General features: G+C 58.2%; 22 protein-coding genes. 11 read left to right on the forward strand and 11 right to left on the reverse strand.

What is annotated here, in order from left to right:
• Nucleotides 1–28: 28 nt before the first annotated feature.
• Nucleotides 29–1,168: a M14-type cytosolic carboxypeptidase gene (locus CKW31_RS17970; protein ID WP_095097934.1), complete on the forward strand. Its 1,140-nt coding sequence runs from the start codon at nucleotides 29–31 to the stop codon at nucleotides 1,166–1,168.
• Nucleotides 1,169–1,275: 107 nt separating this feature from the next.
• Here the strand turns inward: CKW31_RS17970 and CKW31_RS17975 are convergent, their stop codons facing one another.
• Both CKW31_RS17975 and CKW31_RS17980 read right to left on the reverse strand, forming a co-directional pair.
• Nucleotides 1,276–1,815, reverse strand: a complete 540-nt coding sequence (locus tag CKW31_RS17975; RefSeq protein ID WP_095097937.1) for a cytochrome b — start codon at nucleotides 1,813–1,815, stop codon at nucleotides 1,276–1,278.
• Complete coding sequence (locus tag CKW31_RS17980; protein ID WP_095097941.1) at nucleotides 1,812–2,909, reverse strand: catalase family peroxidase; 1,098 nt, start codon at nucleotides 2,907–2,909, stop codon at nucleotides 1,812–1,814. The genes CKW31_RS17975 and CKW31_RS17980 overlap by 4 nt, the downstream gene beginning before the upstream one ends.
• Before the next feature lie 174 nt (nucleotides 2,910–3,083).
• On the opposite strand from CKW31_RS17980, the gene CKW31_RS17985 reads away from it, so the two are divergent.
• Together CKW31_RS17985 and CKW31_RS17990 are read left to right on the forward strand one after the other, a co-directional pair.
• The gene (locus CKW31_RS17985; protein WP_095097944.1) at nucleotides 3,084–3,596 is read left to right on the forward strand and encodes a sigma-70 family RNA polymerase sigma factor; all 513 of its coding nucleotides are present in this window, start codon (nucleotides 3,084–3,086) and stop codon (nucleotides 3,594–3,596) included.
• Nucleotides 3,593–4,351 (forward strand): anti-sigma factor, encoded by a 759-nt coding sequence (locus tag CKW31_RS17990; protein WP_095097947.1) that lies wholly within the window; start codon nucleotides 3,593–3,595, stop codon nucleotides 4,349–4,351. Before CKW31_RS17985 ends, CKW31_RS17990 begins: the two co-directional genes overlap by 4 nt.
• A 267-nt stretch (nucleotides 4,352–4,618) precedes the next feature.
• Here the strand turns inward: CKW31_RS17990 and CKW31_RS17995 are convergent, their stop codons facing one another.
• Entirely contained in the window at nucleotides 4,619–5,824 is a 1,206-nt protein-coding gene (locus CKW31_RS17995) for an MFS transporter (RefSeq protein ID WP_095097950.1), read from the reverse strand.
• A gap of 106 nt (nucleotides 5,825–5,930) precedes the next feature.
• Here CKW31_RS17995 and CKW31_RS18000 point away from each other — a divergent pair, with 106 nt between their 5' ends.
• Both CKW31_RS18000 and CKW31_RS18005 read left to right on the forward strand, forming a co-directional pair.
• Nucleotides 5,931–6,506: a TetR/AcrR family transcriptional regulator gene (locus tag CKW31_RS18000; protein ID WP_095097953.1), complete on the forward strand. Its 576-nt coding sequence runs from the start codon at nucleotides 5,931–5,933 to the stop codon at nucleotides 6,504–6,506.
• A gap of 3 nt (nucleotides 6,507–6,509) precedes the next feature.
• Nucleotides 6,510–7,799, forward strand: coding sequence for a leucine-rich repeat-containing protein kinase family protein (locus CKW31_RS18005; RefSeq protein WP_095097956.1), 1,290 nt, complete (start codon nucleotides 6,510–6,512; stop codon nucleotides 7,797–7,799).
• A 180-nt stretch (nucleotides 7,800–7,979) separates the two neighbouring features.
• On the opposite strand, the gene CKW31_RS18010 is transcribed toward CKW31_RS18005, so the two are convergent.
• Complete coding sequence (locus CKW31_RS18010) at nucleotides 7,980–8,684, reverse strand: YebC/PmpR family DNA-binding transcriptional regulator (RefSeq protein ID WP_095097959.1); 705 nt, start codon at nucleotides 8,682–8,684, stop codon at nucleotides 7,980–7,982.
• Nucleotides 8,685–9,021: 337 nt separating this feature from the next.
• Here CKW31_RS18010 and CKW31_RS18015 point away from each other — a divergent pair, with 337 nt between their 5' ends.
• On the forward strand, nucleotides 9,022–11,031 hold the full coding sequence (locus tag CKW31_RS18015; protein WP_176469912.1) for a type VI secretion system Vgr family protein: 2,010 nt from the start codon (nucleotides 9,022–9,024) through the stop codon (nucleotides 11,029–11,031).
• A 23-nt stretch (nucleotides 11,032–11,054) separates the two neighbouring features.
• Here the strand turns inward: CKW31_RS18015 and CKW31_RS18020 are convergent, their stop codons facing one another.
• The 4 genes from CKW31_RS18020 to CKW31_RS18035 form a co-directional block, all read right to left on the reverse strand.
• Entirely contained in the window at nucleotides 11,055–11,828 is a 774-nt protein-coding gene (locus CKW31_RS18020; protein WP_095097965.1) for an enoyl-CoA hydratase, read from the reverse strand.
• Nucleotides 11,829–11,901: 73 nt separating this feature from the next.
• A complete protein-coding gene (locus CKW31_RS18025) occupies nucleotides 11,902–13,110 on the reverse strand; it encodes an acetyl-CoA C-acyltransferase (protein WP_095097968.1) in 1,209 nt (402 codons plus the stop codon).
• Between the two features lie 79 nt (nucleotides 13,111–13,189).
• Complete coding sequence (locus tag CKW31_RS18030) at nucleotides 13,190–13,957, reverse strand: 3-hydroxyacyl-CoA dehydrogenase (protein ID WP_095097971.1); 768 nt, start codon at nucleotides 13,955–13,957, stop codon at nucleotides 13,190–13,192.
• Nucleotides 13,958–14,037: 80 nt separating this feature from the next.
• Nucleotides 14,038–15,072 (reverse strand): AraC family transcriptional regulator, encoded by a 1,035-nt coding sequence (locus CKW31_RS18035; protein ID WP_095098193.1) that lies wholly within the window; start codon nucleotides 15,070–15,072, stop codon nucleotides 14,038–14,040.
• Nucleotides 15,073–15,235: 163 nt separating this feature from the next.
• On the opposite strand from CKW31_RS18035, the gene CKW31_RS18040 reads away from it, so the two are divergent.
• Entirely contained in the window at nucleotides 15,236–15,715 is a 480-nt protein-coding gene (locus CKW31_RS18040; RefSeq protein WP_095097974.1) for an LEA type 2 family protein, read from the forward strand.
• 37 nt (nucleotides 15,716–15,752) lie between these two features.
• On the opposite strand, the gene CKW31_RS18045 is transcribed toward CKW31_RS18040, so the two are convergent.
• Nucleotides 15,753–16,007: a hypothetical protein gene (locus CKW31_RS18045; RefSeq protein ID WP_027898211.1), complete on the reverse strand. Its 255-nt coding sequence runs from the start codon at nucleotides 16,005–16,007 to the stop codon at nucleotides 15,753–15,755.
• A gap of 175 nt (nucleotides 16,008–16,182) precedes the next feature.
• Here CKW31_RS18045 and CKW31_RS18050 point away from each other — a divergent pair, with 175 nt between their 5' ends.
• Nucleotides 16,183–16,503: a YqjD family protein gene (locus CKW31_RS18050; RefSeq protein WP_095098197.1), complete on the forward strand. Its 321-nt coding sequence runs from the start codon at nucleotides 16,183–16,185 to the stop codon at nucleotides 16,501–16,503.
• Between the two features lie 735 nt (nucleotides 16,504–17,238).
• Here CKW31_RS18050 and CKW31_RS18055 read toward each other — a convergent pair.
• Nucleotides 17,239–17,739, reverse strand: a complete 501-nt coding sequence (locus tag CKW31_RS18055; RefSeq protein WP_095097977.1) for a hypothetical protein — start codon at nucleotides 17,737–17,739, stop codon at nucleotides 17,239–17,241.
• Between the two features lie 108 nt (nucleotides 17,740–17,847).
• Complete coding sequence (locus CKW31_RS18060) at nucleotides 17,848–18,201, reverse strand: hypothetical protein (protein WP_095097980.1); 354 nt, start codon at nucleotides 18,199–18,201, stop codon at nucleotides 17,848–17,850.
• Nucleotides 18,202–18,519: 318 nt separating this feature from the next.
• Here CKW31_RS18060 and CKW31_RS18065 point away from each other — a divergent pair, with 318 nt between their 5' ends.
• The 3 genes from CKW31_RS18065 to CKW31_RS18075 all read left to right on the forward strand — a co-directional run bounded on the left by CKW31_RS18065 (nucleotide 18,520) and on the right by CKW31_RS18075 (nucleotide 22,504).
• The gene (locus CKW31_RS18065; RefSeq protein ID WP_095097983.1) at nucleotides 18,520–19,587 is read left to right on the forward strand and encodes a M4 family metallopeptidase; all 1,068 of its coding nucleotides are present in this window, start codon (nucleotides 18,520–18,522) and stop codon (nucleotides 19,585–19,587) included.
• Nucleotides 19,588–19,604: 17 nt separating this feature from the next.
• A complete protein-coding gene (locus tag CKW31_RS18070; RefSeq protein WP_095097986.1) occupies nucleotides 19,605–19,904 on the forward strand; it encodes a protealysin inhibitor emfourin in 300 nt (99 codons plus the stop codon).
• Nucleotides 19,905–20,389: 485 nt separating this feature from the next.
• Nucleotides 20,390–22,504, forward strand: a complete 2,115-nt coding sequence (locus CKW31_RS18075) for a bifunctional diguanylate cyclase/phosphodiesterase (protein ID WP_095097989.1) — start codon at nucleotides 20,390–20,392, stop codon at nucleotides 22,502–22,504.
• The last annotated feature ends 200 nt before the right edge of the window (nucleotides 22,505–22,704 follow it).

The following is a 22,704-nucleotide window of genomic DNA, read 5'->3' on the forward strand; positions in this document are numbered from 1 at the left end:
CTGGCACTAACGTACACAGGAACCGACCGTGACCTCTCTCAAAATCAGCGCAGATTTCGATAGTGGCAATATCGAAGTGATAGACGCGAGCCACCCTGCACAGATCCAGCTGGCCATCCGCCCGGATACCCGCAGCCCGCATTTTCAGTGGTTTCACTTCAAGGTCGACGGACTGCAGACGGGACAGGTCCATCGGTTCAGCCTGACCAATGCCAGTCAGTCCAGCTACAACAATGCCTGGACCGGCTACAACGCCGTGGCTTCCTACGATCATCAGACCTGGTTTCGCGTGCCTTCCACATTTGACGGCAGCGCCCTGAATTTCAGCCTGACGCCCACAGGAGAGCACGTCTGGTTTGCCTACTTCGAACCCTACAGCCGCGAACGCCATGACTGGCTCATTGACCAGGCCCTTGAAAAGGCTGGGACCGAATTGCTGGCCACTGGCAAGAGCGTTGAAGGCCGTGATATTCCCCTGCTACGTCGCGGCAACGGAGCCGAAGGCAAGCGCAATATCTGGATCATTGCTCAGCAACACCCCGGCGAGCACATGGCCGAATGGTTCATGGAAGGCGTGATCGAGCGCCTGCAACAGCAGGATGATCCGGTGCTGAATGCCCTGCTGGAAGTCGCCGACCTGTATCTCGTTCCGCACATGAACCCTGATGGTTCTTTCCACGGGCATCTGCGCACCAATGCCAACGGCAAGGACCTCAACCGTGCCTGGCAGGACTCCACCCCGGAAACCAGCCCGGAAGTGTTCTTCGTCAAGGAACAGATGGAAAAATATGGCGTGGACATGTTCCTCGACGTCCATGGCGACGAAGAAATCCCCTACGTCTTTACTGCGGCCTGTGAAGGCAATCCCGGTTACACACCCAAGCAGCAGCAACTGGAAGAACAGTTCCGCACCCGCCTGAGTGAAATCACCCGGGACTTCCAGACCCGCTATGGTTACCCGCGTTCGCAGCCGGGCAAGGCCAACATGAACCTGGCCTGCAACAGCGTCGGGGAAAAATACAAATGTCTGGCGCTGACCCTGGAGATGCCGTTCAAGGACAACGACGATGCGCCCGACCTGATCACCGGCTGGGATGGCAAGCGTTCCAGACAGCTTGCAAAGGATGTCTTGACCGTTCTCTCGGAAATGGCCCCGATCCTGCGCTGAAAATCATCCCTGTAGGCGCTGCCGAAGGCTGCGAAAGCATTCTGTCTGATACACCGCTTCGCAGCCTTCGGCAGCTTCTACAGGGAGGTAACCCTTCTTTTTAATGTTTACCCTCTTCCCCGCAACATGCTCCCCAATACCTCATCACGCCGCACCCAGGCATGAAACAGCGCCGCTGCGATGTGCATCAGCACGGTCAGAAACAGCGTATACGCCAACCATGTGTGGGCCTGACGCAAAAAGGCGAAGGTTCCAGCATCCGCGGCAACGATGGAAGGCAGGCGCACCGAACTGCTGAGCATCACCGGATCACCGGCAGCGGAAATCATTGCCCAGCCAATCAATGGCATTGCCAGCATCAATGCGTACAACACGTAATGGGACAGTTTCGCCGCCAGAACCTGCCAACTCGGCAAGTCAGCTGGCAGCGCCGGGGTCTGGCTGGACAAGCGCACAATGATGCGCAGGATCACCAGCACCAGGATCGCAATGCCCAACGGCTTGTGCAGATTGAGCAACCGTTCATGTCGTTCCGACACCGAGGCCACCATACCCGCGCCGATAAACAGCATCGCGATGATCATCAGTGCCATCGACCAGTGCAGCAAACGCGCCAGAGGGGAGAAATGCTTGCTGGAGCCACTCATGATTTTTTCTCCGTGACCGGTGCGGTTTTAGGCAATTGCTCGACTTCTGCAGTACGCCGTTTGTAGGACGTGGCGTAAGCAGCAGAACGCGCCGCCAGCAGCGGATCATCCGAGCCACTGATGCCGGACGGCAGCACCAGCGGGTCAAAGTTGATGTCACGGCAAGCGCCGCTCAGTTGCGGTTGTTCGCTTTCCAGCACCAGCGTACCGGCGTTCAACGTACGGCGATCAGAGGGCCATTGTTTGCTGGCATCGTTGACTGGATCACTGGCATCCGCGAGCGTCAGGATCAGGTTGAAACGAACGGGGCCGGCGTCCAGTCGGTCATTCAGGTCCTGCTCAAGGTAATCCTTGGCGTCCGGCGGCGGTGCAGCAGACTGCGCAGCATCCACGGGCACCATGTTCCAGCGCACTGCCTGGCGCTTGCCATCGGCACTGACCAGATAGAACGCGTTGACGCTGTTGTAACTGACGGTCGCGTAGCTCGCGGACGGCTTGGCGGTCTTGACCCACGCCAGAAATGGCGCGGCTTCCGGGTGACTGGCGAAAAATGCAGGGGCCTTGGTGGGGTCAGGTTTGCCGGTTTTAGGGTCTGGCGCATTGGCCTGCAACAACCCGAAGAACGCTTCTGGCGTACCCACCGGAAATACCGGCATGGCATTCATGCCGGTGCGCCATTGCTGGCCGTCTGCCTGAGTGAAGCGCAGGGCCAGGCTGCGGATGGGTGCGGCACTGTCCGGCGAGTAAGGGTTGCCGGTTGGTAGGGCGAAACGGCCTTCCACCGGCGTACGAGTGCTGGTAAACAGCTGAGCACTGGAAAGATCAGCAGCAGCGCCGTTGCTTTCAAAGTAACCTGCAACACACACACCTTTCGGGTGATTGCGGCGATATCCGGGGAAGGTGCCGTTGTTGTGTTCAAGGGTATTGACCAACTTGTCAGGGGTCAGACGCTGCGGGTCGAGGTAGCCTCCCACGTAGACAAATGCGGTAGCGGCAACCAGCACCACCACGCCAATGCCCACCAGACGCAGGCCTGTTGCGGTTGGACTTAATGGAGGTCTTTGCCCCTTGGGTAACGGATCACGGTCGGTCATATACAACTCCAGGTCATCGGCTATCACGCTTTATGGGCAGTAGGACGGAGCCGGAAAGTGTTTATTCCATCCGCCGAAAAAATTCACGAAAGGTGGAATAAACAAAGCCGGGCGTCGTCTTGCTGCTCAGACGCTTAACACGATCATAGTTGCTGACCAGGGAATCTGCGGTCCATGAACGAGCTCGACGCCCAACTCAGAGAGTTGATACCGCGAATGCGCAGGTTTGCCCTGTCACTGACCCGCAACGCCAGCGGTGCAGATGACCTGGTTCAGGCCAGCCTGGAAAAAGCCTTGTCGGCCTGGAAAGACAAGCGACCCGAAGGCGATTTGCGCGCCTGGCTGTTCTCGATACTCTATCGCCAGTTTCTCGACGCCCATCGCCGTTCGCGTCGATACAGCCGCATGCTGGAACTGTTCACTGGCGGCGCAGACGAGGAGTACCAGCCCAGTGTTGAGCGTACGGTGGTTGCTCAATCGACCCTCGGCGCTTTTGAACGTTTGAACACCGAGCAGCGTGCGCTGCTGCTATGGATCTCGGTGGAAGGCTTGAGTTACAAGGAAGTCGCGACGATTCTCGACGTACCCATCGGTACGGTCATGTCGCGCTTGTCCCGCGCTCGTCAGGCCCTTCGCCAATTCAGCGATGGCGAAATCACGACCCCTTCTCTGCGGATACTGAAATGATCACCCTGCCCCCCAGCGAACTCGACCTTCACGCTTATGTGGATCATCAACTGAGCGAGGCCGACCGCCTGCGTATGGAAACCTGGCTGGTGGCCCATCCGCAGGTCGCGTTGCAGGTCAAGGCCTGGCAGGACGACGCGAAACGGTTGCGCACCGCAATGAGTGGCGAGCTGCAACGCGCGCCGAATCCGGAACTGGACCCGGCATTTATCCGTCAGCGCATGCGGCGCAATCGTTATCGTCACCTGGCTACAGCGGCTGTGTTGCTGGTGGCTGTTGGTGTTGGCGGGTTGAGCGGCTGGCAGGCGCGTGAGATAACCCTGGCCAGCGCCACGCCGCCAATGGCTGATGCGCTGCAGGCCTACCGGATGTTTGCCCTGGATGACAACATGGCCAGGGACTGGAGCGCGGAAAAGACCAGCGATGCGCAGGGCTGGCTTGACCGTCATTTCACCCAGGCCAACCGGCTGCCCAATCTCGAAGCAGCGGGCTTCAAGCCGGTCAGCGGGCGCATGACCACCACTGAACAGGGCCCAGCTGCTCTGGTGGTGTACAAGGACACGGAAGGCCGCACATTGAGTTTCTACATCCGCCCGCCCGGAGCAAAAAACCGCTTGCTGCCACGGGGCACCCGACTGGACGGTGATCTGCAGGCCGACTATTGGTCCGGCGCGGGTTACAACTACGCCATGGTCACCCCAACCAAAGACCCCGCCGCCCAACTGGCCCGACAGGCGCTGCCTGGGGCGATTTGAGTCACGAGCAGATGCAAATAGCTCACGACTTCGAATATGGAATGGAGTCTCTGTGGGAGCGGTGGGAGCTCAGTAACTGTGCAATGTCGTGGGACCGGCTTTAGCCGGGAAGAGGCCGGAACAATTACTGATAACGGGTCGTCATGAATACCGCTTTCCCGGCTAAAGCCGGTCCCACGTCGCCATACAGCTTGCAGGCCAGAGTAGAATCACTTGCAGGGGTCTGTCTTCGCTGCTGGAAAACACGGTGTCAGATACTCAACACCTTCAAACCGAATTCACCGACGACCTTCCCGCCACACGCCCGGCAATCAGCCCTGCCAACGCCAACAGCGCCAGCACGATGACCACACCGCCATAGACATTGGTCGTGGCGATCAGCCCGAAGCTATGGGCGCTCAGTCCGGCGATCAATGCCGGGATACAGAACGCCAGGTAGCTGAGCACATAAAAAGCCGACATCAGCCCCGCCCGCTCATGGGCCTGAGCCAACGGCAGCAACAGGCGCAATGCCCCGAGAAAGCCTGAGCCGAAGCCGATGCCCGCAATGACCGAGCCGACGAAAAACAACCACAGCCAGCCAGCATTGACCGCCGTCAGAATGACCCCGACGCCAACCGGCAAACAGCTCGCCCCAACCCAAAGTCCCAGCACCGCAGGCCGCGCACGCAAGGTGAGAATTGCCAGCGCACCGCTGATGGTCAGCGTGGCGACAGCCAGCCCGCCGTTGATTGCCGAAGTCGTCCCCGTGGCTGCGGCCAGCAATGACGGCGACAATGAAAGAAAGAAACCACCCAATGACCACGCTGCGATATCTACCGGTAACACCAGCCACAGCGTGCGCCGGGCCTGAACAGGAACGTGCAGCGAGGGTTTCAGCGAGGCCCAGGCACCCGCCTGACGGCTGACGGTTTCCGGGATCAGCCAGAGATAAATGGCCTGCCCGACAAACGCTGCCAACAGCAGGCAGTACGTCAGCAACAGTGGCAGCGGCGCCAGCTCCACCAACAGCCCCGTGCCTAACGCCCCAATAGCCATGCCGAACATCGGCGCGATGCTGTTGACCAAAGGCCCCTGTTTTTCGTCGTTGTCCAGCAAGGCAGCCCCGAGCGCGCTGCCCGCCATGCCTGTCGCCAGCCCTTGAATCATCCTCGCCGCCAGTAGCCAGCCGACATCAGCCGCAAAAATGAACAGCAGCATGGAGACAATCTCCAGCAGCAGCGCCGCGAAGATCACCGGGCGCCTGCCCAGATAATCCGACAACGATCCCACCATCAGCAGCGCTATCAGCAACGTGAATGCATACACAGCGAAAATCAGCGTCAACATCGCTGCAGAGAAGCCCCAGCCCTGCTGATACAAATGGTAGAGCGGCGTCGGGGCACTGGACGCTGCAAAGAAGCACAGGGTCGTGAATGCCAGAAACCCCAGAGCGCTGTTTCCCCGGTCAGGGTTCTGCAAAAGACGGGACATGGGTACACTCTCCGATCAGGTACATCATTAAAGCTAATACTTAGCGTTTCCGGATTGTGCGAGCTGACGCCGCTTAAAGCAAATACTTTGTGTTAAGGTCCGCCTCATGGCTATAAAAGAAGGAATTCGCACCGGCGGTCGTAGCGCTCGTGTGCAGGAGTCAATTCACAGCGCGGTGCGCGATTTACTGATCGAACACGACCGAGCCGCCTTGAGCGTGCCGATGATTGCTGCACGTGCGGGCGTGACACCGTCTACCATCTATCGCCGCTGGGGCGACCTGACCACGTTGCTGGCTGATGCCGCCGTTGAGCGCCTGCGCCCGGACGAACCTATTGATTGCGGCAACCTGCGCGACGATTTGCGCACGTGGACCGAGATGTACCTTGATGAAATGAACTCGGCACCCGGCCGGGAGATGATGCGCGATGTCGTCGCCAGCAGCGCAGCAACGTGCTCGGGCAAATGTGCCAGCATCACCCGTGATCAGTTGCAGATCATCATCGACCGGGCACTGGCCCGCGGCGAGCGCGCACCGGACGCCAATGAGCTGATCGACACAGTGGTTGCGCCCATGATCTATCGCATTTTGTACGCAGAAGCGCCGCCGAGCCTGGAGCGTGTTCATCTGTGGGTTGATCGCTGCCTGAGCCTGCCCCCTGACACCTTGGGGCGTGGCTGATCCATGCATACACTTGAAGACCTGCGCGCGGGCAAGCTGACGGGTACCAAACGTCTGGATCTGTCCTGCGGGCTGAAAGAGTTTCCACTGGAAATCTTCGACCTGGCCGACTCGCTGGAAACCCTCAATCTGAGTGGCAACGCCCTGACCAGCCTGCCCGACGACTTGTACCGGCTATCACACCTGAAAGTGCTGTTCTGTTCCGACAACCCGTTCACTGAACTGCCAGCCTGCATTGGCCGCTGCCAGCATCTGCAGATCGTCGGCTTCAAAGCGAACCGGATCTCACACGTTCCAGCCAGCGCATTGCCACCCCGGCTACGCTGGCTGATCCTCACCGACAACCAGATCGAGCAACTGCCAGAGACGCTGGGCGAATGCGGCTCGCTGCAAAAGCTGATGCTGGCCGGCAATCGTCTGACCCGCCTCCCCGCCAGCCTGGCCCGGTGTGAACAGCTTGAACTGCTGCGCATCGCAGCCAACCAATTGACCGAACTGCCTGACTGGCTGCTGCAACTGCCCTCGCTGGCGTGGCTGGCCTTTGCAGGTAATCCGCTGTGCCGTGTACCTGAATCAACGCCGGTACGGCAAATCCCATGGACTGAGCTGAGCATTCAACAGCAACTGGGCGAAGGTGCCTCCGGCATCATCCAGCAAGCGCTGTGGCAACCGCCCCGGCAAGCGATCAGAACCGTGGCCGTCAAACTGTATAAGGGCGCTGTAACCAGCGACGGCTCGCCGCTCAACGAGATGGCGGCATGTATCGCTGCGGGTACGCACCAGCATCTTATTGCCGTTGAAGGCCAGATCCTGGACCACCCTCAATCATGCGCAGGATTGGTCATGCAGTTGATCGAGCCAAGCTTCGTCAATCTGGCGGGTCCTCCGAGTCTGGATTCGTGCTCCAGGGATATCTACCCGACCGGTTTGCGTCTGACCAGGGCCATCGCGCTGCGCATGGCCCGCGGCATCGCCTCGGCCGCGGCGCACCTGCATCAGAACGGCATGACCCACGGTGATCTATACGGCCACAACATTCTATGGCACGACAACGGCGATTGCCTGCTGGGGGATTTCGGCGCTGCTTCGTTTTATTCCACGACCGCACAGGGCCTGGCTCTGCAACGCATCGAAGCGCGAGCCTTCGGGATTTTACTGGGGGAATTGCTGGAGCGCTGTTCCGAGCCCGTAGAGGATGCCTTGTGGGCACTGCAGGCTCGTTGCGTTCAGCCGGATGTCAGTCAGCGACCGATGCTGCTGGAGATTGAGCGGGCTTTGGGCCGGGGCCTTTAGGAAATGTTTCTGCGGTTCCATCACCGTCGTGGGACCGGCTTCAGCCGGGAATAGGCCGGGACAGCCGCTACATCTGTATCGTCTGTCAGGCAGCTTTCCCGGCTAAAGCCGGTCCCACGTCAGCGGCGGGTAAATATAGAATATTCCCCAAGTAAAAAATGCATTCCATTCAGGGCTTGATTACCCCGCCAACCCCACATAAACGTTCTGCACATCATCGTTGTTATCGATGGCAGCCAGGAAGGCTTCAACTTCAGCCATCTGCTCGTCATCCAGCCCATCAACGGTGCTTTTCGGACGGTAGCCCAACTGGGCCGACTGCACGGTAAACCCGAATTCCGGCAGTTTCTTGCACACGGCGTCCATGTCGGTTGGCTCGGTCAGGAACAGGGTTGCGCCCTCTTCGCCTGGCTCACAATCCTGAGCACCCGCCTCGATGGCTGCTTCGTCAGGATCAGCATCCGGGTTGATCGGTGTTGCTTCGATCATGCCCTGATAGTTGAAATCCCAGGACACCGAGCCTGCGGCCCCCAGCTGCCCCTTGCGAAACAACACGCGGATTTCCGACACCGTGCGGTTGATGTTGTCGGTCAGGCACTCAACGATGACCGGCACGCGATGTGGCGCAAAGCCCTCGTAGGTCAGTCGTTCAAAAGTAACGTTCTCACCCAGCAGCCCCGCGCCCTTCTTGATCGCTCGCTCCAGGGTCTCCCTTGGCATCGAAGCTTTTTTCGCCTGCTCGACAACCAGTCGCAGACGCGGGTTCATGTCCGGATCCGCGCCAGCGCGCGCTGCAATCATGATTTCCTTGGACAGCTTGCCGAAGATACGTCCCTTGGCATTGGATGCTGCTTCTTTATGCTTGACCTTCCACTGTGCGCCCATGCTTGCTCTCTTGATCCGATTGCGCCCTGCCCGATGCGCCAATGCCGGTGAAAGGGCTGACTGCAAAGCCGGGCAAAACGTTGAAAATGAGGTGACTGATACGTCGCTATCGATGCGCGACGCCGCGCATTTTATACCCGATGACGCCAGATGAAACCCCTGCCGTCGCCTGATTGAACATCCAAATCCAATTGCATCAGGGTTAATGCGCTGTATGGCAACTAGCGACATTCCTCTTTAGCTTGTAGTCCCTTTCCGAAAAATGCTGAAGCGATGCCCATGGACCGTGGCATTTCGTACCCTCTGCCCCCTTAAATTCAAGGTGGGAGCGATGTGGATGTCCGAAGGCAAACGAATGCCGATCACTCTGGCGATTGTCGATCACAAGATGAATCTGCCCGTCATCAGCATCAGCGGTCAGGAGGCCCTGAACGCACCTTATCGTTTCATCGTTGACCTTGTCAGCACTGATCCACACCTGAAATCCAAGGCATTCGAGCAAAAAACAGCCTGGCTTGCGTTAGGCCCTGATCATGGCGTCCATGGCAAGATCAGCAGCGCTATGCAACTGCACACCGGGACCGGTTTAAGCCTGTATCGCATCACGCTGGGCCCGACATTGCTTGATATGGAGCAGCGTCGTCGGCGTCGGGTATTCCAGGACCTTAGCGTGCCGCAGATCATCGCCCAACTGCTCGACGAAAACGACATTAGTCCGGCCACTTATCGTTTCGAGAAACTGGTGGGGATTTACCCCAAGCGAGAACAGTGCGTGCAGCAGGACGAAACCGACCTGCATCTGCTGCTGCGATTATGCGAGGAAGAAGGCATCTCTATGCGCTTCGAGCATCAGCGAACCCGGCACTTGCTGGTCTTCGCCGACGATCCTGCCCGTTTTCCCCATCGATCAACGCCAGCTCAATTCCAGCCACCAGCCCTGCGAGCCAGCCGCACCCCGGCTATTTCCTACCTTGCTGAACAGTGGGCGTTACAGCGGGCGGCGACAGACCACGAAACGCACCGCCATGAACCGCTGTTGAAGACGTCGAAAAACGCGTATGACGAGGAGGCTTTTGCGGGGAAAAAAAATGCCAGTAACCAGCGTTTCGAGGCGAGCCTGCTGTCGCGCCTGCCCACCGAACGCCAGGCGCATGAGCGACAGGCAGGCGCCCGGACGCTGGAGCGCCAGCGTTGCGAACGGCGCATCATTCGTGGGCTGAGCGTTGACCTGCCGATGACACCGGGCCAGATCGTACAAGTCCAGGGGCATCCTGAGGCCCGGTTCAACGATCAGTGGCTAGTAGTGGAAATCAATCACACAGGCAAACAGCCGGAGGTGCTGAGAGACCATGCGCCAGAGGATGTCGCACGGATTCTCGACGCCGTAAGGCCCACTGCTGCGCAACCCGGGCGCGGCGATGGGCCAGAGGTCGGGCATGAAGAAATCGAAACCCTCAGCCATGGCTATCACAGCAGCTTCCGCGTACTGCCTTGGGAAATGCCGTTCCGACCTGAGCTGAAGCACCGCAAACCTGTCATGGAGGGGCTTCAGGCCGCGACCTTGCTGAGTCGCTGCAATCAGACGAAAGAACAGTTGATGAACGGACAACTGCCCATTGGCCTTGCCCCGTACTCTGAAGGCTGTGAGCCTGCCGAGCTGTGCGCGCCTGCGGGTATTTCGCTGGCGCAACTGAAGGCGCTGCGTATCGGTGCTGCGTTGATTATCGGCTATTTTGACGCTGATCCTGAGCGGCCGATTATCTATGGTGTACCCGACGAACATCGCGTGCCGTCCAGGAATCACCTCGAGCATGGCTTGCCAACTACCGAGGCGGTCCATCTTGACCTGCCGCAAACCTTGCATGTGACAGGTGACGGGGTTCTGCAACTCAGCACAGCAGACAGCAGATTCGACCTTACAGCCAGTCGCATCGAGATGAGCGGCGCACCGCATCCGCTCACAGCGCACGACCGCTCCTCCGGACTGGATCAGCCTATGCCGCACCCGGCTCTGTCACTCTTCGACGCCGATCTGCGCCTGACCGAGCAACCCGGGCTCAAGGGCGAACCGTTGGCAAATCGCCTGTGGTACATCGTGCGCATGCGCGAACCCGGGTTGCAGTTTCTCGCACGCCTGCAGCCGGAGCATTTTCTGTTCGAGGGTAAAACCGACAAATACGGCTATTGCGGGTTCAGTTCCGAAGAGCTGCGCGAGCTGGCTGCAGCCTATCGCAAGACCCCGGACGAGCTCTGCCTGGTTCATCCGGGACACTGCATCATGCTACAGACGTGGTTCGAGCAAAACTGGCCGCGGAGACTGCATCAAGCCTTCATCCAGCACGGCTGAGCATTCAGCGCCTCGAAGACCATTCACCGCCCCTTGAAACGGGGCTCGCGCTTCTCAATAAACGCAGCCATGCCTTCTTTCTGGTCCTCAGTGGCAAAAGCAGCATGAAAAACGCGGCGTTCGAAGCGGATACCTTCGGCAAGACCGACTTCGAACGCGCGGTTGACACTCTCCTTGACCATCATCGCCACCGGTAAAGACTTCGCGGCAATGGATGCGGCGACTTTCAGCGCTTCATCCAGCAGTTCGCTCAACGGCAATACTCGCGCTACCAGCCCGGCGCGCTCTGCTTCCTGGGCATCGATCAGGCGTCCGGTCAGGCACATCTCCATTGCTTTGGCCTTGCCGACGGCATGGGTCAGGCGCTGCGTGCCGCCCATGCCGGGTAATACCCCAAGTTTGATTTCCGGCTGACCGAACCGGGCATTGTCCGCGGCGAGGATGAAGTCACACATCAGCGCCAGTTCGCAGCCACCGCCCAAGGCAAAGCCGGCCACGGCAGCGATGACCGGCGTGCGCCGGGCGGCGACGCGATCACTGTCGCTGAACAGGTCATCAAGGTAAATCTGCGGATACTTCAGCTCAGCCATTTCCTTGATATCCGCCCCTACCGCAAAAGCTTTGCTGGAGCCGGTCAGCACGATGCAGCCTATGTCGCGATTAGCGTCAAGGTCATCCAGTGCGTGATTCAATTCGCTGATCAATTGCGCATTCAAGGCGTTCAAAGCCTGGGGACGATTAAGGGTAATCAACGCGACCCTTTCTCGAATCTCTATCAAGATAGATTCATAACTCATTGATAAATATCCTTTTTTATTTAAATTCTACTTTATAGAATTAGCTTTAACTTAAGCCTTCATGTCATTGTATCTAAAGAATAATTTCTACGGCCACGGCCGTTGCTTCACCGCCACCAATGCAAATGGCGGCGACCCCGCGTCTCAGTCCTTTACGTCGCAATGCGCCCAACAGCGTCACGAGAATACGTGCGCCCGACGCACCAATGGGATGACCAAGCGCGCAGGCTCCGCCATGAATATTGACCTTGTCATGGGGCACGTTCAGCTGACTCATGGCGGCCAGCGTGACCACGGCAAACGCCTCGTTGATCTCGAACAGATCGACCTGATCCAGGGTCCACCCGGTGCGTTTCATCAGGTTGTGAATCGCCCCGATGGGCGCAACCGGGAAAAGTCCTGGCTCATCGGCAAACGCCGCATGCCCATGGATCACCGCCAATGGTTTCAGACCTCGCTGTGCTGCGTGGGACCGACGCATCAACAGCAACGCAGCAGCACCGTCGGAGATGGAACTGGAGTTGGCTGCGGTGACGGTACCACCCTGACGAAAGGCAGGCTTGAGCGTCGGAATCTTGTCCAACCGGGCCTTGGGTGGCTGCTCATCGTGACTCACCAGCCGCTGCTCCTTGCCTGCAGTGACGTGCAGCGGGACTATTTCTTCGGCGAACCAGCCATTGTTGATGGCATCTTGGGCCCGGCTCAGGGATGCCACTGCGAAGGCATCCTGCACTTCCCGGGTAAACCCGTGGGTCTCTGCGCATTGTTCGGCATAAGTGCCCATCAGCCTGCCCGGTTCGTAGGCGTCTTCCAGGCCGTCGAGGAACATATGGTCCAGCACCCTCCCGTGCCCCATGCGGTAACCGCTGCGCGCCCGATCCAGCAGATACGGTGCGTTGGACATGCTTTCCATGCCACCCGCCACTACAACTTCTGCACTGCCCGCCAACAACACGTCATGGGCCAGCATTGCCGCCTGCATGCCAGAGCCGCACATCTTGTTCAGCGTGGTGCACAGCGTCGACTTGCCCAGCCCCGCGCCCAACGCTGCCTGCCGCGCAGGTGCCTGCCCGAGTCCCGCAGACAATACGCAGCCAAATAACACCTGCTCAACCTCATCAGGCGCCAGACCCGCCCGTTCTACCGCTGCGCGAATTGCCGCCGCACCGAGCTGCGGCGCGCTCAGGCTGTGCAGATCACCCTGGAACCCACCCATGGGCGTGCGCACAGCGCTCACGATCACCACCGGATCATCACTTATGAATGAATGTTCTGAAGTCATGATTAATCCCTTATCAAAATCACATAACCATTTGAATTAACACCGTATCCGTAGGCGCGCACGAGCATTCAGTAACTGATTACCTCGCCGCCATGCGCAAGGCGCCATCGAGGCGGATCACTTCGCCGTTGAGCATCGGGTTTTCGATGATGTGCCGGACCAGCGCGGCGTATTCGTCCGGCTTGCCCAGACGCGGCGGAAATGGAACGCCGGCCGACAGGGATTCACGCACCTGCGGCGTCATGCCCGCCATCATTGGCGTCTCGAAAATACCCGGAGCGATAGTCATGACCCGGATCCCGAAGCGCGCCAATTCTCTGGCTGCGGGCAGAGTCATGCTGACAATGGCGCCCTTGGAAGCGGCATAAGCGGCCTGTCCAATCTGACCGTCGTAAGCCGCCACAGACGCGGTATTGATGATGATGCCCCGCTCACCGCCCTCATCTGCCGCGCCGACAGACATGGCTGCGCTGGCGAGCCGCAACAGGTTGAAGCTGCCGACAAGGTTGACGTCGATCACCTGCCTGAAGCCTGACAGATCGTGAGGGCCGTTCTTGCCAAGGATCTTTTGTGCACCGACGATGCCGGCGCAATTGACCAACCCATGGAGTGCGCCGAATGCCTCGACACTGGCGTCCACGGCGGCCTGTGCGGACGCTTCCTGGCTGACGTCGGTGACTATTGCGCGGGCATTTTTACCCAGCTCGTCCAGTTGCATTGCCAATGCCTTGGCATTGAGATCGGCGAGTACGACTCTGGCCCCCGCGTTGACCAACATGCGCGCCGTGGCAGCGCCCAGACCTGACGCACCTCCACTGACCAGGAAAACCTTGTCGCGAATATCCATGCGTAACCTCTGTTCGGTTCTTTATTGTTGTTGACCGAAATAGTCGCGCTGCATGCAGGTTCAGGCAATGGTCAAAGTGCTCAGCGTCGATGACCGGTTTGAGCAACGCCGTTCAGGACCACGTCTCGATAATGACCGGGGTTGATCCCTGACCATTTGCGAAAAGCTTTGTGAAACGAGCTGGTGTCGGCAAAGCCCAGACGGCTGGCGATGGTGGCGATGTCCAGGTGCTCGTCAGCCAGCCAGCCAATGGCCAGGTCCTTGCGTACTGAATCCTTGAGGGCCTGGTAGCTCTGAGCCTCTTCGGCGAGACGGCGACGCAGGGTCGAGCTGGACATGCACAGGCTCCTCGCCAGATCAGCACTGTGCGGCCATTCCTCCGCAGGCAAGCTGCGCAGATGCAGGCGGATTCGACTGGCCAGGCTTTGCGGGTCCCGGTATTTGACCAGCAGATTGCCCGGCAACGCTCCGAGAAACGCATCAAGCTCGGCAGCGCTACGCCGAATGGGCAGATCCAGGCAATCAGCGGCAAAAATCATTCTTGAGCGCGGACGCTGAAAACGCAGGTTCTCCGAAAACATGACCTTGTAATCGTCAATGTAGTCCGGCTGCGCGCAACGCAGTTCAATGCCCATGATCGGTACTCGTCGCCCACACAGCCAACAGGCCACGCCATGCACAATCATCCAGAAGGTGAAGTCCGCAAAGGCACGAGACACCGGATCGCGCTCATGACCAATGACCACCTCCGCCACACTTTGCTGACGGATCAAGCGAGCACCGAAGCGCTCAAGCATCAGCCCGAGAAAGTCCAGCCCTGACTCAAGCCCCGCCGCCAAGGTGGGCTGAGCCATGGATGAACGGCACAGAAACGCGAGACTGCCCTGGCGCAATGGGCGCGGGTCCATGCCGAAGAAGAGGTCATCAGTGCGCTGTTCAATGCCTCGCCACAGATCCGCGTATGCACTGACCGAAACCCGGGCATCCCGATCTTCAAGCACATCGGTGGCGATGCCAGCCTCTTCCAGCAGCGCTTGCTGGACGTGCCCGGAAAGACCGCATTGCAGGAATGCCTCGCGCACCATCTCTACAGAGATGGTGTGTTTTTCCTTCACCGTCGCACTCGGCGGTGTCGTGTTCTGATGTCTGGGCATCCGTGACTCATGGGCATGCAGGTTCTGCAGCATAAGCCAGCGCCGGGTGAAAACGAATCTCTGCTCGCGCATGGGGTCTGACCGAATAGCAGCGCCCTGTCACACGCCCAAAGGAATATACCGAATGCCCTCACGCCTGATTCGTACGCTACTGGCCAGCTTTCTGCTTTTAAGCCTTGGCGCTTGCGCATTGCTGCCCAATCGCGACCCGCTCAACATCAACGTGGTGGGCATTGAGTCATTGCCCGGTCAAGGGCTGGAGGTACGGCTGGCGGTCAAGTTGCGATTGCAGAACCCGAACGAGACGGCCATCGAATACAACGGCGTAGCGTTGGACCTGGATGTAAACGGCAGGCTTCTGGCCTCGGGCGTCAGTGACCAGCAAGGCTCCATCGGGCGTTTTTCCGAAACGGTGCTGGTGGTGCCGGTCAGCGTTTCCGCATTTGCCGCCCTGCGCCAGGCGGTGGGCCTGACGCAAACCCAAAGCCTCGACAACCTGCCTTACACCTTGCGCGGCAAACTTGCGGGTGGAGTGTTTGGCACCATGCGCTTCAAGGACAGTGGCGTCCTGAGCCTGCCGCAACCTGTTGACGGTAGCTGGTGAGGCTTCGCCTGAAGTGAAATATCCAGCGAAGAGTAGCTTACTTGCTGGCGGCCATGAGCCGATTGACTTCACTGCGAACCATGTTCGCGTATTCGGGCGGACTCATGGTGTCCAGTTCAGAGCGGACCCACTCGGACCATTTGCCCTTGCGCTTGGAGCGCTCGCCGAACAATCGCGCGGCATCGCCTTTGGCTTTGCCCAGATTGCTCTGCCATAGGTCAAAGAGGCGGGATTTCTCGTCTTCGAGCGCTGCACGCTCGGGGAGCGGCCGATTGGCCAGATTGAAACTCATAACGGTCACCTGTGACTAAAAACCGGAAGTATCTTACACCCGTAAGGGCAGCTGTAAGAGACTGTTTCCGGCAAATCCCACAAGCAAATGAATGGCGTCGCGCAGACTTCTGCAACTTTTCGCCAACCGCAAGACTCCATTGTTCACTGCCATCATCAACGAAAGGAAAAACATCATGGCTCGTAAAACTGCCGCTCAAAACACCGCAGAACAGATCAAGGACCAGGCTTTCAGCGAACTGCAGGCCCTGATCGAAGAGTCCGACAAGCTGCTCAAAGACAGCGCTGCACTGGTCGGTGAAGACGCGGAAACCCTACGCGCTCAGCTCGGCCTGAAATTGAAGCAGGCGGCGGAGTCTGTTGCCAGCGTGCGTGAGCGCACCAAGCCAGTCGTTGAAGCGACTGAAACCTATATCGGCGGCCATCCATGGCAGACCGTTGCCATTTCCGCAGGCTTTGGTCTGGTAGTAGGTTTGTTGCTGGGTCGTCGCGACTAACGCTGTAATTTATTGATTGACCGTGGGTTGGGGATGTATGCATCTTTTTGTGTACATATCCATTGCTGGGGTTATTGCTTCGATTGGTTGCGCTTTTACAGCGCGTCACTTTTGATGGATCCGGAAGCCGGCCCAGCCAAAAGTAACCAAAAGGCCTTTACCCCACCACTCGGCACCTTGCTTAGGCTCAGTGTACCCGCCCGCAGATCCTGAACCGTGGGCCGCCGCAATGGGCCATCCATGGCCGATGCGGCTAACCCGGCATCCTTGCCACTCTTCAACTCAAGAGCGCCCCACGCTTCAGAATCTGCGTTCGGCCAGCGTGGTTTAACGGGGCGCTTCAGATCAAAATCAAAAGCGCGGCGGCCTGACAGCCGACCTGATTGTGTGAACTTGCTACCTCAGCTCCGACCAACACGGACTTTGTGGGAGCGTGGCTTGCCCGCGATTCAGGCGCCGCGGTATATCTGACGTACCGCGGCGCCTGAATCGCGGGCAAGCACCGCTCCCACATGAGACCGCGTATATCCAGGCCCTGCTTTTGATCTGCTTTTGATTTTGATCTCAAGCGCCCCGTTGAACCACGCCGGCAGCAATGTCGGATTACGGGTAAGCCGAGCGACAGCGAGGCACCTAGGGGCATGTACGGATCAACCACATGGGTTACAAAAAAGTGAGGCGCTGTAAAAGCGCAACCAATATGAGCCATCACCCAACACCGGATATACACAGGACCTAAACCGAACTCCCCGGCACCAACGCCTGCAACTGCCTGGCAAAATGATCCGCCGTAAACGGCACCGCTTCGGACTCTTTCACGCCGATGCGCTTTTTCTCCATCCACTGCACACCCTGCGTGGCATCCACACAGCTCAATGACACCTGCTCCTGAGCATGCAGACTCAATCCTGTGGCAGAAATCGACACCAGACCTTTTGCACCCATTGCCTCAGGAATCAGGGCAACCTGCCGCCCGGCGATTGTCAGCGTCATGCGCTGAGTGCGAAACGGTGAATTTTCGTCGGGATAGCCTTTGCTCTGTGCAAGGTGCGGTTCGAACTCCACCGTGATCTGGCCACTGTCGGTCAGTGGCTTGAGCCAGGTTTCGATCTGTTCGTAAAGCTTGAGAATGCTGGCCTGCCATTGCGCAAGGCCGGTGTGGAACTGCTGGTGCTTATGTTCTTCATGACGTTGATTAGCGCTCAGTAACTCGCCCAATCTTTGGATTTCGTCCATAACAGCGCTTCCCGGTTCACGCATCGAATGATTCGAAACGCGTGAACCGAGGGTGTCACAGCGATGACCCAGTGTCTTGCTACATTCGCGGCGACAGCTCAATAGCCTTCAGGACGGTACTCGCTGAATGACCACCGGGGCAGCTTTGCGGTGGGATTTGGCGATCTTGGCCAACAATTCAGTGCGGATTTCTTCGGCGCGTTCCTGGCTTGGGTAAGGCCCGATCAGCAACTGTTGCTTGCCATCGATCGTCACCAGATAAGGTGGATAGCTGCGCTCAAGCAACCAGGCGCTGATATCGCTCAGCGCCTCATTGGCATTGATCTGGATTTCCCATTGCGGGGCAGCCTGCGGGGCTTGCACTGCAGCCGTTGCCTGCACCTTGGGCGCAGGTGGAGTCGACTTGTCGGCATCGCAGCCAGCCAGTGCCAGCACCGCTATCATCATTGCCAAATTGCGCACGTCTGCTTGCTCCTCTCAAAAGTGGGCGCAAGTTTAGCATTGCTGCTATCGACAACGGTTCATTCACGCTGGCGACACTTCGTCGCTCTCTGGCAGCCACGAATGGATCAGAGCACACCCGCCAGCCAGCCCCGCGTGGCACACGTCCTCCGAGGCCTGATGCATCAGTAACAAATTCTAACGATTAGAGTTGCTGTTTTCCGGAGGCAATCGTGGCTCAACCGCGCTCTCCGGCGAACGGTCGGAACATCGTCGATACCTGCGCTGCCCAAAAAGAGTCCGTTACGGTTTTGTAACACTGCTCAGGGAGTTTCACGCATGTGCCATCGAAATCCGCTGCATTGCATCATTCCCCCCTACATTCTCGAGCACCTGGCTCAGTCACCACATGCCCGAGTCAGAGCGCTGGCGATCACCAATCTGGCCAGCGGTTCAGCCTTTGTGGCTTTTCGAAATTCCGCGCGAGCAATGCCGACCTTGCTTGCAAGCAAGTCGCCGGACGGTAAGAAGAATCGGCTGGTGTACGACGCCAAAGGGACCAACGCCCTGCCCGGCACGCTTGGCCGCTCGGAAGGCCAGCCGGACACAGCCGACGCCGCACTGGACGAAGCCTTCAATGGTTCAGGCGATGTTTACGACTTTTATAACGAGCTGTTTGGCCGCAATTCGCTTGATGACAACGGCATGACGTTGATTTCCTCCGTGCACGCCGCCGAGGTGGATTTTCAGGGGGGGTTCGTGCCCATGAACAACGCATTCTGGAATGGCGAGCAAATGGCCTACGGTGATGGAGACGGCGAGGTGTTCAAGCGCTTCACCGGCAGTCTGGAAGTCATCGGCCATGAGCTGACCCATGGCGTACAGTCGTTCACCAGCAACCTGAGTTATCAGGGACAGTCAGGCGCACTCAACGAACATTTTGCCGACGTGTTCGGGATTCTGGTTCGCCAGTGGAAAGAAGGCACAAGCGCTGAAGAGTCGAGTTGGGTGATCGGTAAAGAACTGGTGGTACCGGCCCCTACCCGCCGCGGCATTCGCGATATGGAGCACCCTGGCACCGCGTATGTGAACGACCCGGATCTGGGTGATGACCCGCAACCCGCCAGCATGGTGGGCTTGTACACCGGCCCCAAGGATAACGGCGGCGTGCACATCAACTCGGGCATCGCCAATCGGGCATTCGTCCTGGCTGCCAAAGCTCTGGGCGGGAATGCCTGGGAAGTGGCTGGCAGGATCTGGTATGAAACATTGCTGCAACTGCATAGCAACAGCCAGTTCGCAGACTGTGCGAGGATCAGCGTGCAGGTCGCGAGCGGCAAACAATACGGCACTGCAGCGAAAAAAGCCGTCAAGGCTGCGTGGAAAAAGGTCGGCATCAACGTCTGATACTGAGGAACACCATCATGAGAGTGTGCTACGTGCAATCCGGTGGCTTTGTCGGCGCAATCAAAAGTTGCGAAGTGAATATGGCTGACCTTGAACAGCCATTGGTGGAACAGGTGAAGCGTTTGATGGAGGAACGCGGACTACAAAAATCCGCCGACACAGGTTCAGAGCATGTGCGGGATCAGAAGCAATATGAGATCACTATCGAAGACGACACCAATGCCATATGCATTTCTTTCGACGAGCACAACATTCCTGAGGAGGCGAGAACGTTACTGAGCTACCTGCAGAAACGCGCGAAGCCAGGGAAGCTTTGATCTGGCCGGGAACAGGCCGGGACAGTCACTGAAAATATGTCGTCAGGGATATCGCTTTCCCGGCTAAAGCCGGTCCCACGAGACTGAACAGGTTCTGTAGGAGCAGAGCTTGCTCGCGATAAACGATAACGCGGTGTGACTGAACGACAGCGGCGTCTGGGTGGCGAGCAAGCTCGGCTCCCACAGGACACACCGACGTGGGACCGGCTTCAGCCGGGAAAAGGCCGGGACAGTCACTGAAAATGTATCGTCAGGGAGGCCGCTTTCCCGGGTAAAGCCGATCCCACGGGACTGAACAGGTCCTGTGGGAGCCGAGCTTGCTCGCGATGGACGAAAACGCGGTCTGACTGCTGAATTCTCACTCTGTTTAGTACGCAAAACAAAGTAATGGCTATTTGATGCTATCCTAGGGATCGGATCCCATCCCGCAGCCTTCCATCCCGACTTTGTCGTTGCTGGTGCGCCGATCCAATTCAGAGGACGAAATGATCGCACCAATCCTTGCTCTGTATTTCATCTCCACGGGAATATTGGTCATGGGCGCGTTCAATGCCGCGTTGCTGGCCCGCAACAGCGGTTATACGCGAGCCTGCGTCATGTTTTCGGCGACCTGCCTGGTCTTTGCCCTGTTTCAGGTCGCCTGTGCCGTTCAGTACTCGGCACAGACCGTCCAGGCAGCACTGTCAGCCCACAAATGGATCAACTTTTTCTCGCTGTTATTGGTCCCGCTGAGCAGCTACCTGATCGCTGCACTGGAAAACAGACCGAACGCTTACAGAGCCTCATGGCTGGTCGCTGGCGTAGCCATTTTTGCCATCGTCTATAACCTTGCCGCGCCCTTGGGTTACCGATTCGAAAGCCTGCACTCCGAGGGCTTGAGCACGGTTGCCTGGGGCGAACAGCTGTTCATCCTCTCCGGCGAGCCGTCGGCCATTTATCAGATCATGCGCCTGTTGTCGTTCACGCTGCTGGTGTGGATCACGCTGTTCTCACTCAGAATCAGAAAACAGGCTGGGTTGTTCTCGAATATCGTGATCTGGACGTCCATTGTCCTGTTACTGACTTCCACCGTGCTGACCAGCCTGGCCGATGCCGGGGTCGTCAAGGTGCCCTACCTGGGTGCGTTTGGTTTCCTGTTTCTGGCGGTCTGGTTTTCAGTGATGGTCAAGGCAAAGGTGTCCAGAAGCAGACAAGAGAAAGCGCGCACTGATCGGGCGCTTGAACAAGAGATCAACAGCCATCGGATCGCTAACCTGCGCTTCGAGCATGCCCTTCACAATGACGCCCTGACCGAGTTACCCAATCGTGCGGGAGCACTGGTCAGGCTGCAAAGTTTGATTGCCGTCAATAAACAGCATCAAACCCGGCTGGTGGTGTTCCTGCTGGAGCTCGATCAGATGGGCATCATCAATGGCACCCGTGGACACAAGGCTGGCGACCAGTTGCTGGTCAAGATCGCGCAACGCCTGCAACTCACTACGCGTGACAGTGACCTCATCGCACGGGTGGGCACCGATCAATTGTTGGTAGGTGCCAGCGGAGTCAAGAACGATAATGGCGTTAACCGGTTGCAGGAAAAGCTGTCCAAGGCCCTGGCGTCATCCTTCGACATTGCAGGCAGCCAACTGAAAATAACCTCCAGTGCCGGGGTCGCGGTGTTCCCGGATGATGCCTGCCAGCCCGAGGATATTCTCGGCGCTGCCGAACTGGCGTTGCACGAGGCCAAGAGCTTCGGCCCGGGCAACCTGCGGGTCTATCACCCCGCCATGAAGGAAAATATTCAGGAAAGGGTCGATTTCGAGGCAGCGCTCGGTATGGCTCTTGAGAAAGGGCAGTTTTTTCTGTGCTACCAACCCCAGGTGCTGGCGTCGGATGGGCGGACTGTATGCCTTGAAGCACTGATCCGCTGGCAGCATCCGGATTACGGTCTGGTCATGCCGGATCGATTCATCCAGGTGGCAGAATCCATGGGAATCATTGCCGACATGGGTGCATGGGTTATCGAAACCGCCTGCGAGCAGCTCGCCCGCTGGCATGCAATGGGTTTCACCGACCTTAAAGTCGCGGTCAATCTGTCAGTCCAGCAGTTGCTGGTCAGCGAGCTTGAATCGACCGTCACCAACGCGCTGCTGCGGTGCAACCTTCAGGGGCATCATCTGGAACTGGAGATCACGGAGTCGGTGCTCATGCAGGATCCCGAGCGCTCCATTGAGCGACTCGGCGACCTTCGCCGATTAGGCGTCAGGTTATCAATCGACGATTTTGGTACGGGCTATTCATCGCTGGGTTATCTGCGAGTCTTGCCGGTGCACGCCTTCAAACTTGATCGCAGCTTTGTCCGCGATATCGGCAAAGGCGGCAAGGATCTGGAGATTTGCGCTACGGCTATAGGGCTGGCGATAAACCTAGGCCTCGAAATTGTTGCCGAAGGTGTTGAAACAGAGGAGCAGATCGAGCAATTGCGCGCCCTTGGCTGCCACCTTTTGCAAGGTTATTTCTTTGCCAGACCGCTCAGCGCCGAGGCGGCCAGTGACTTTCTTGTAGCGGAGTTCAAACGTCTGGAGACCGCGTCGTTCGTGCCAACCATTGCAGTAATCTGAGCTACCCACCCCTTCCAGATCAATACTTGGAGGGGCCAGACATCGGCGCGGTCGTTATCGAGAAAGCCCATTCATAAATAATGGCTTATTGACACGTGAACGTCAGTCAGCGCTCGCGGTCCATCTCTCATGCCATTAAAAGGAACGGCTGATAAATGGAGCCATATGCGCGTCAAAAAGGTATCTTCTCGCCCTTTGGT

Source organism: Pseudomonas sp. Irchel 3A5 (assembly GCF_900187575.1).
GTDB lineage: Bacteria > Pseudomonadota > Gammaproteobacteria > Pseudomonadales > Pseudomonadaceae > Aquipseudomonas > Aquipseudomonas folii.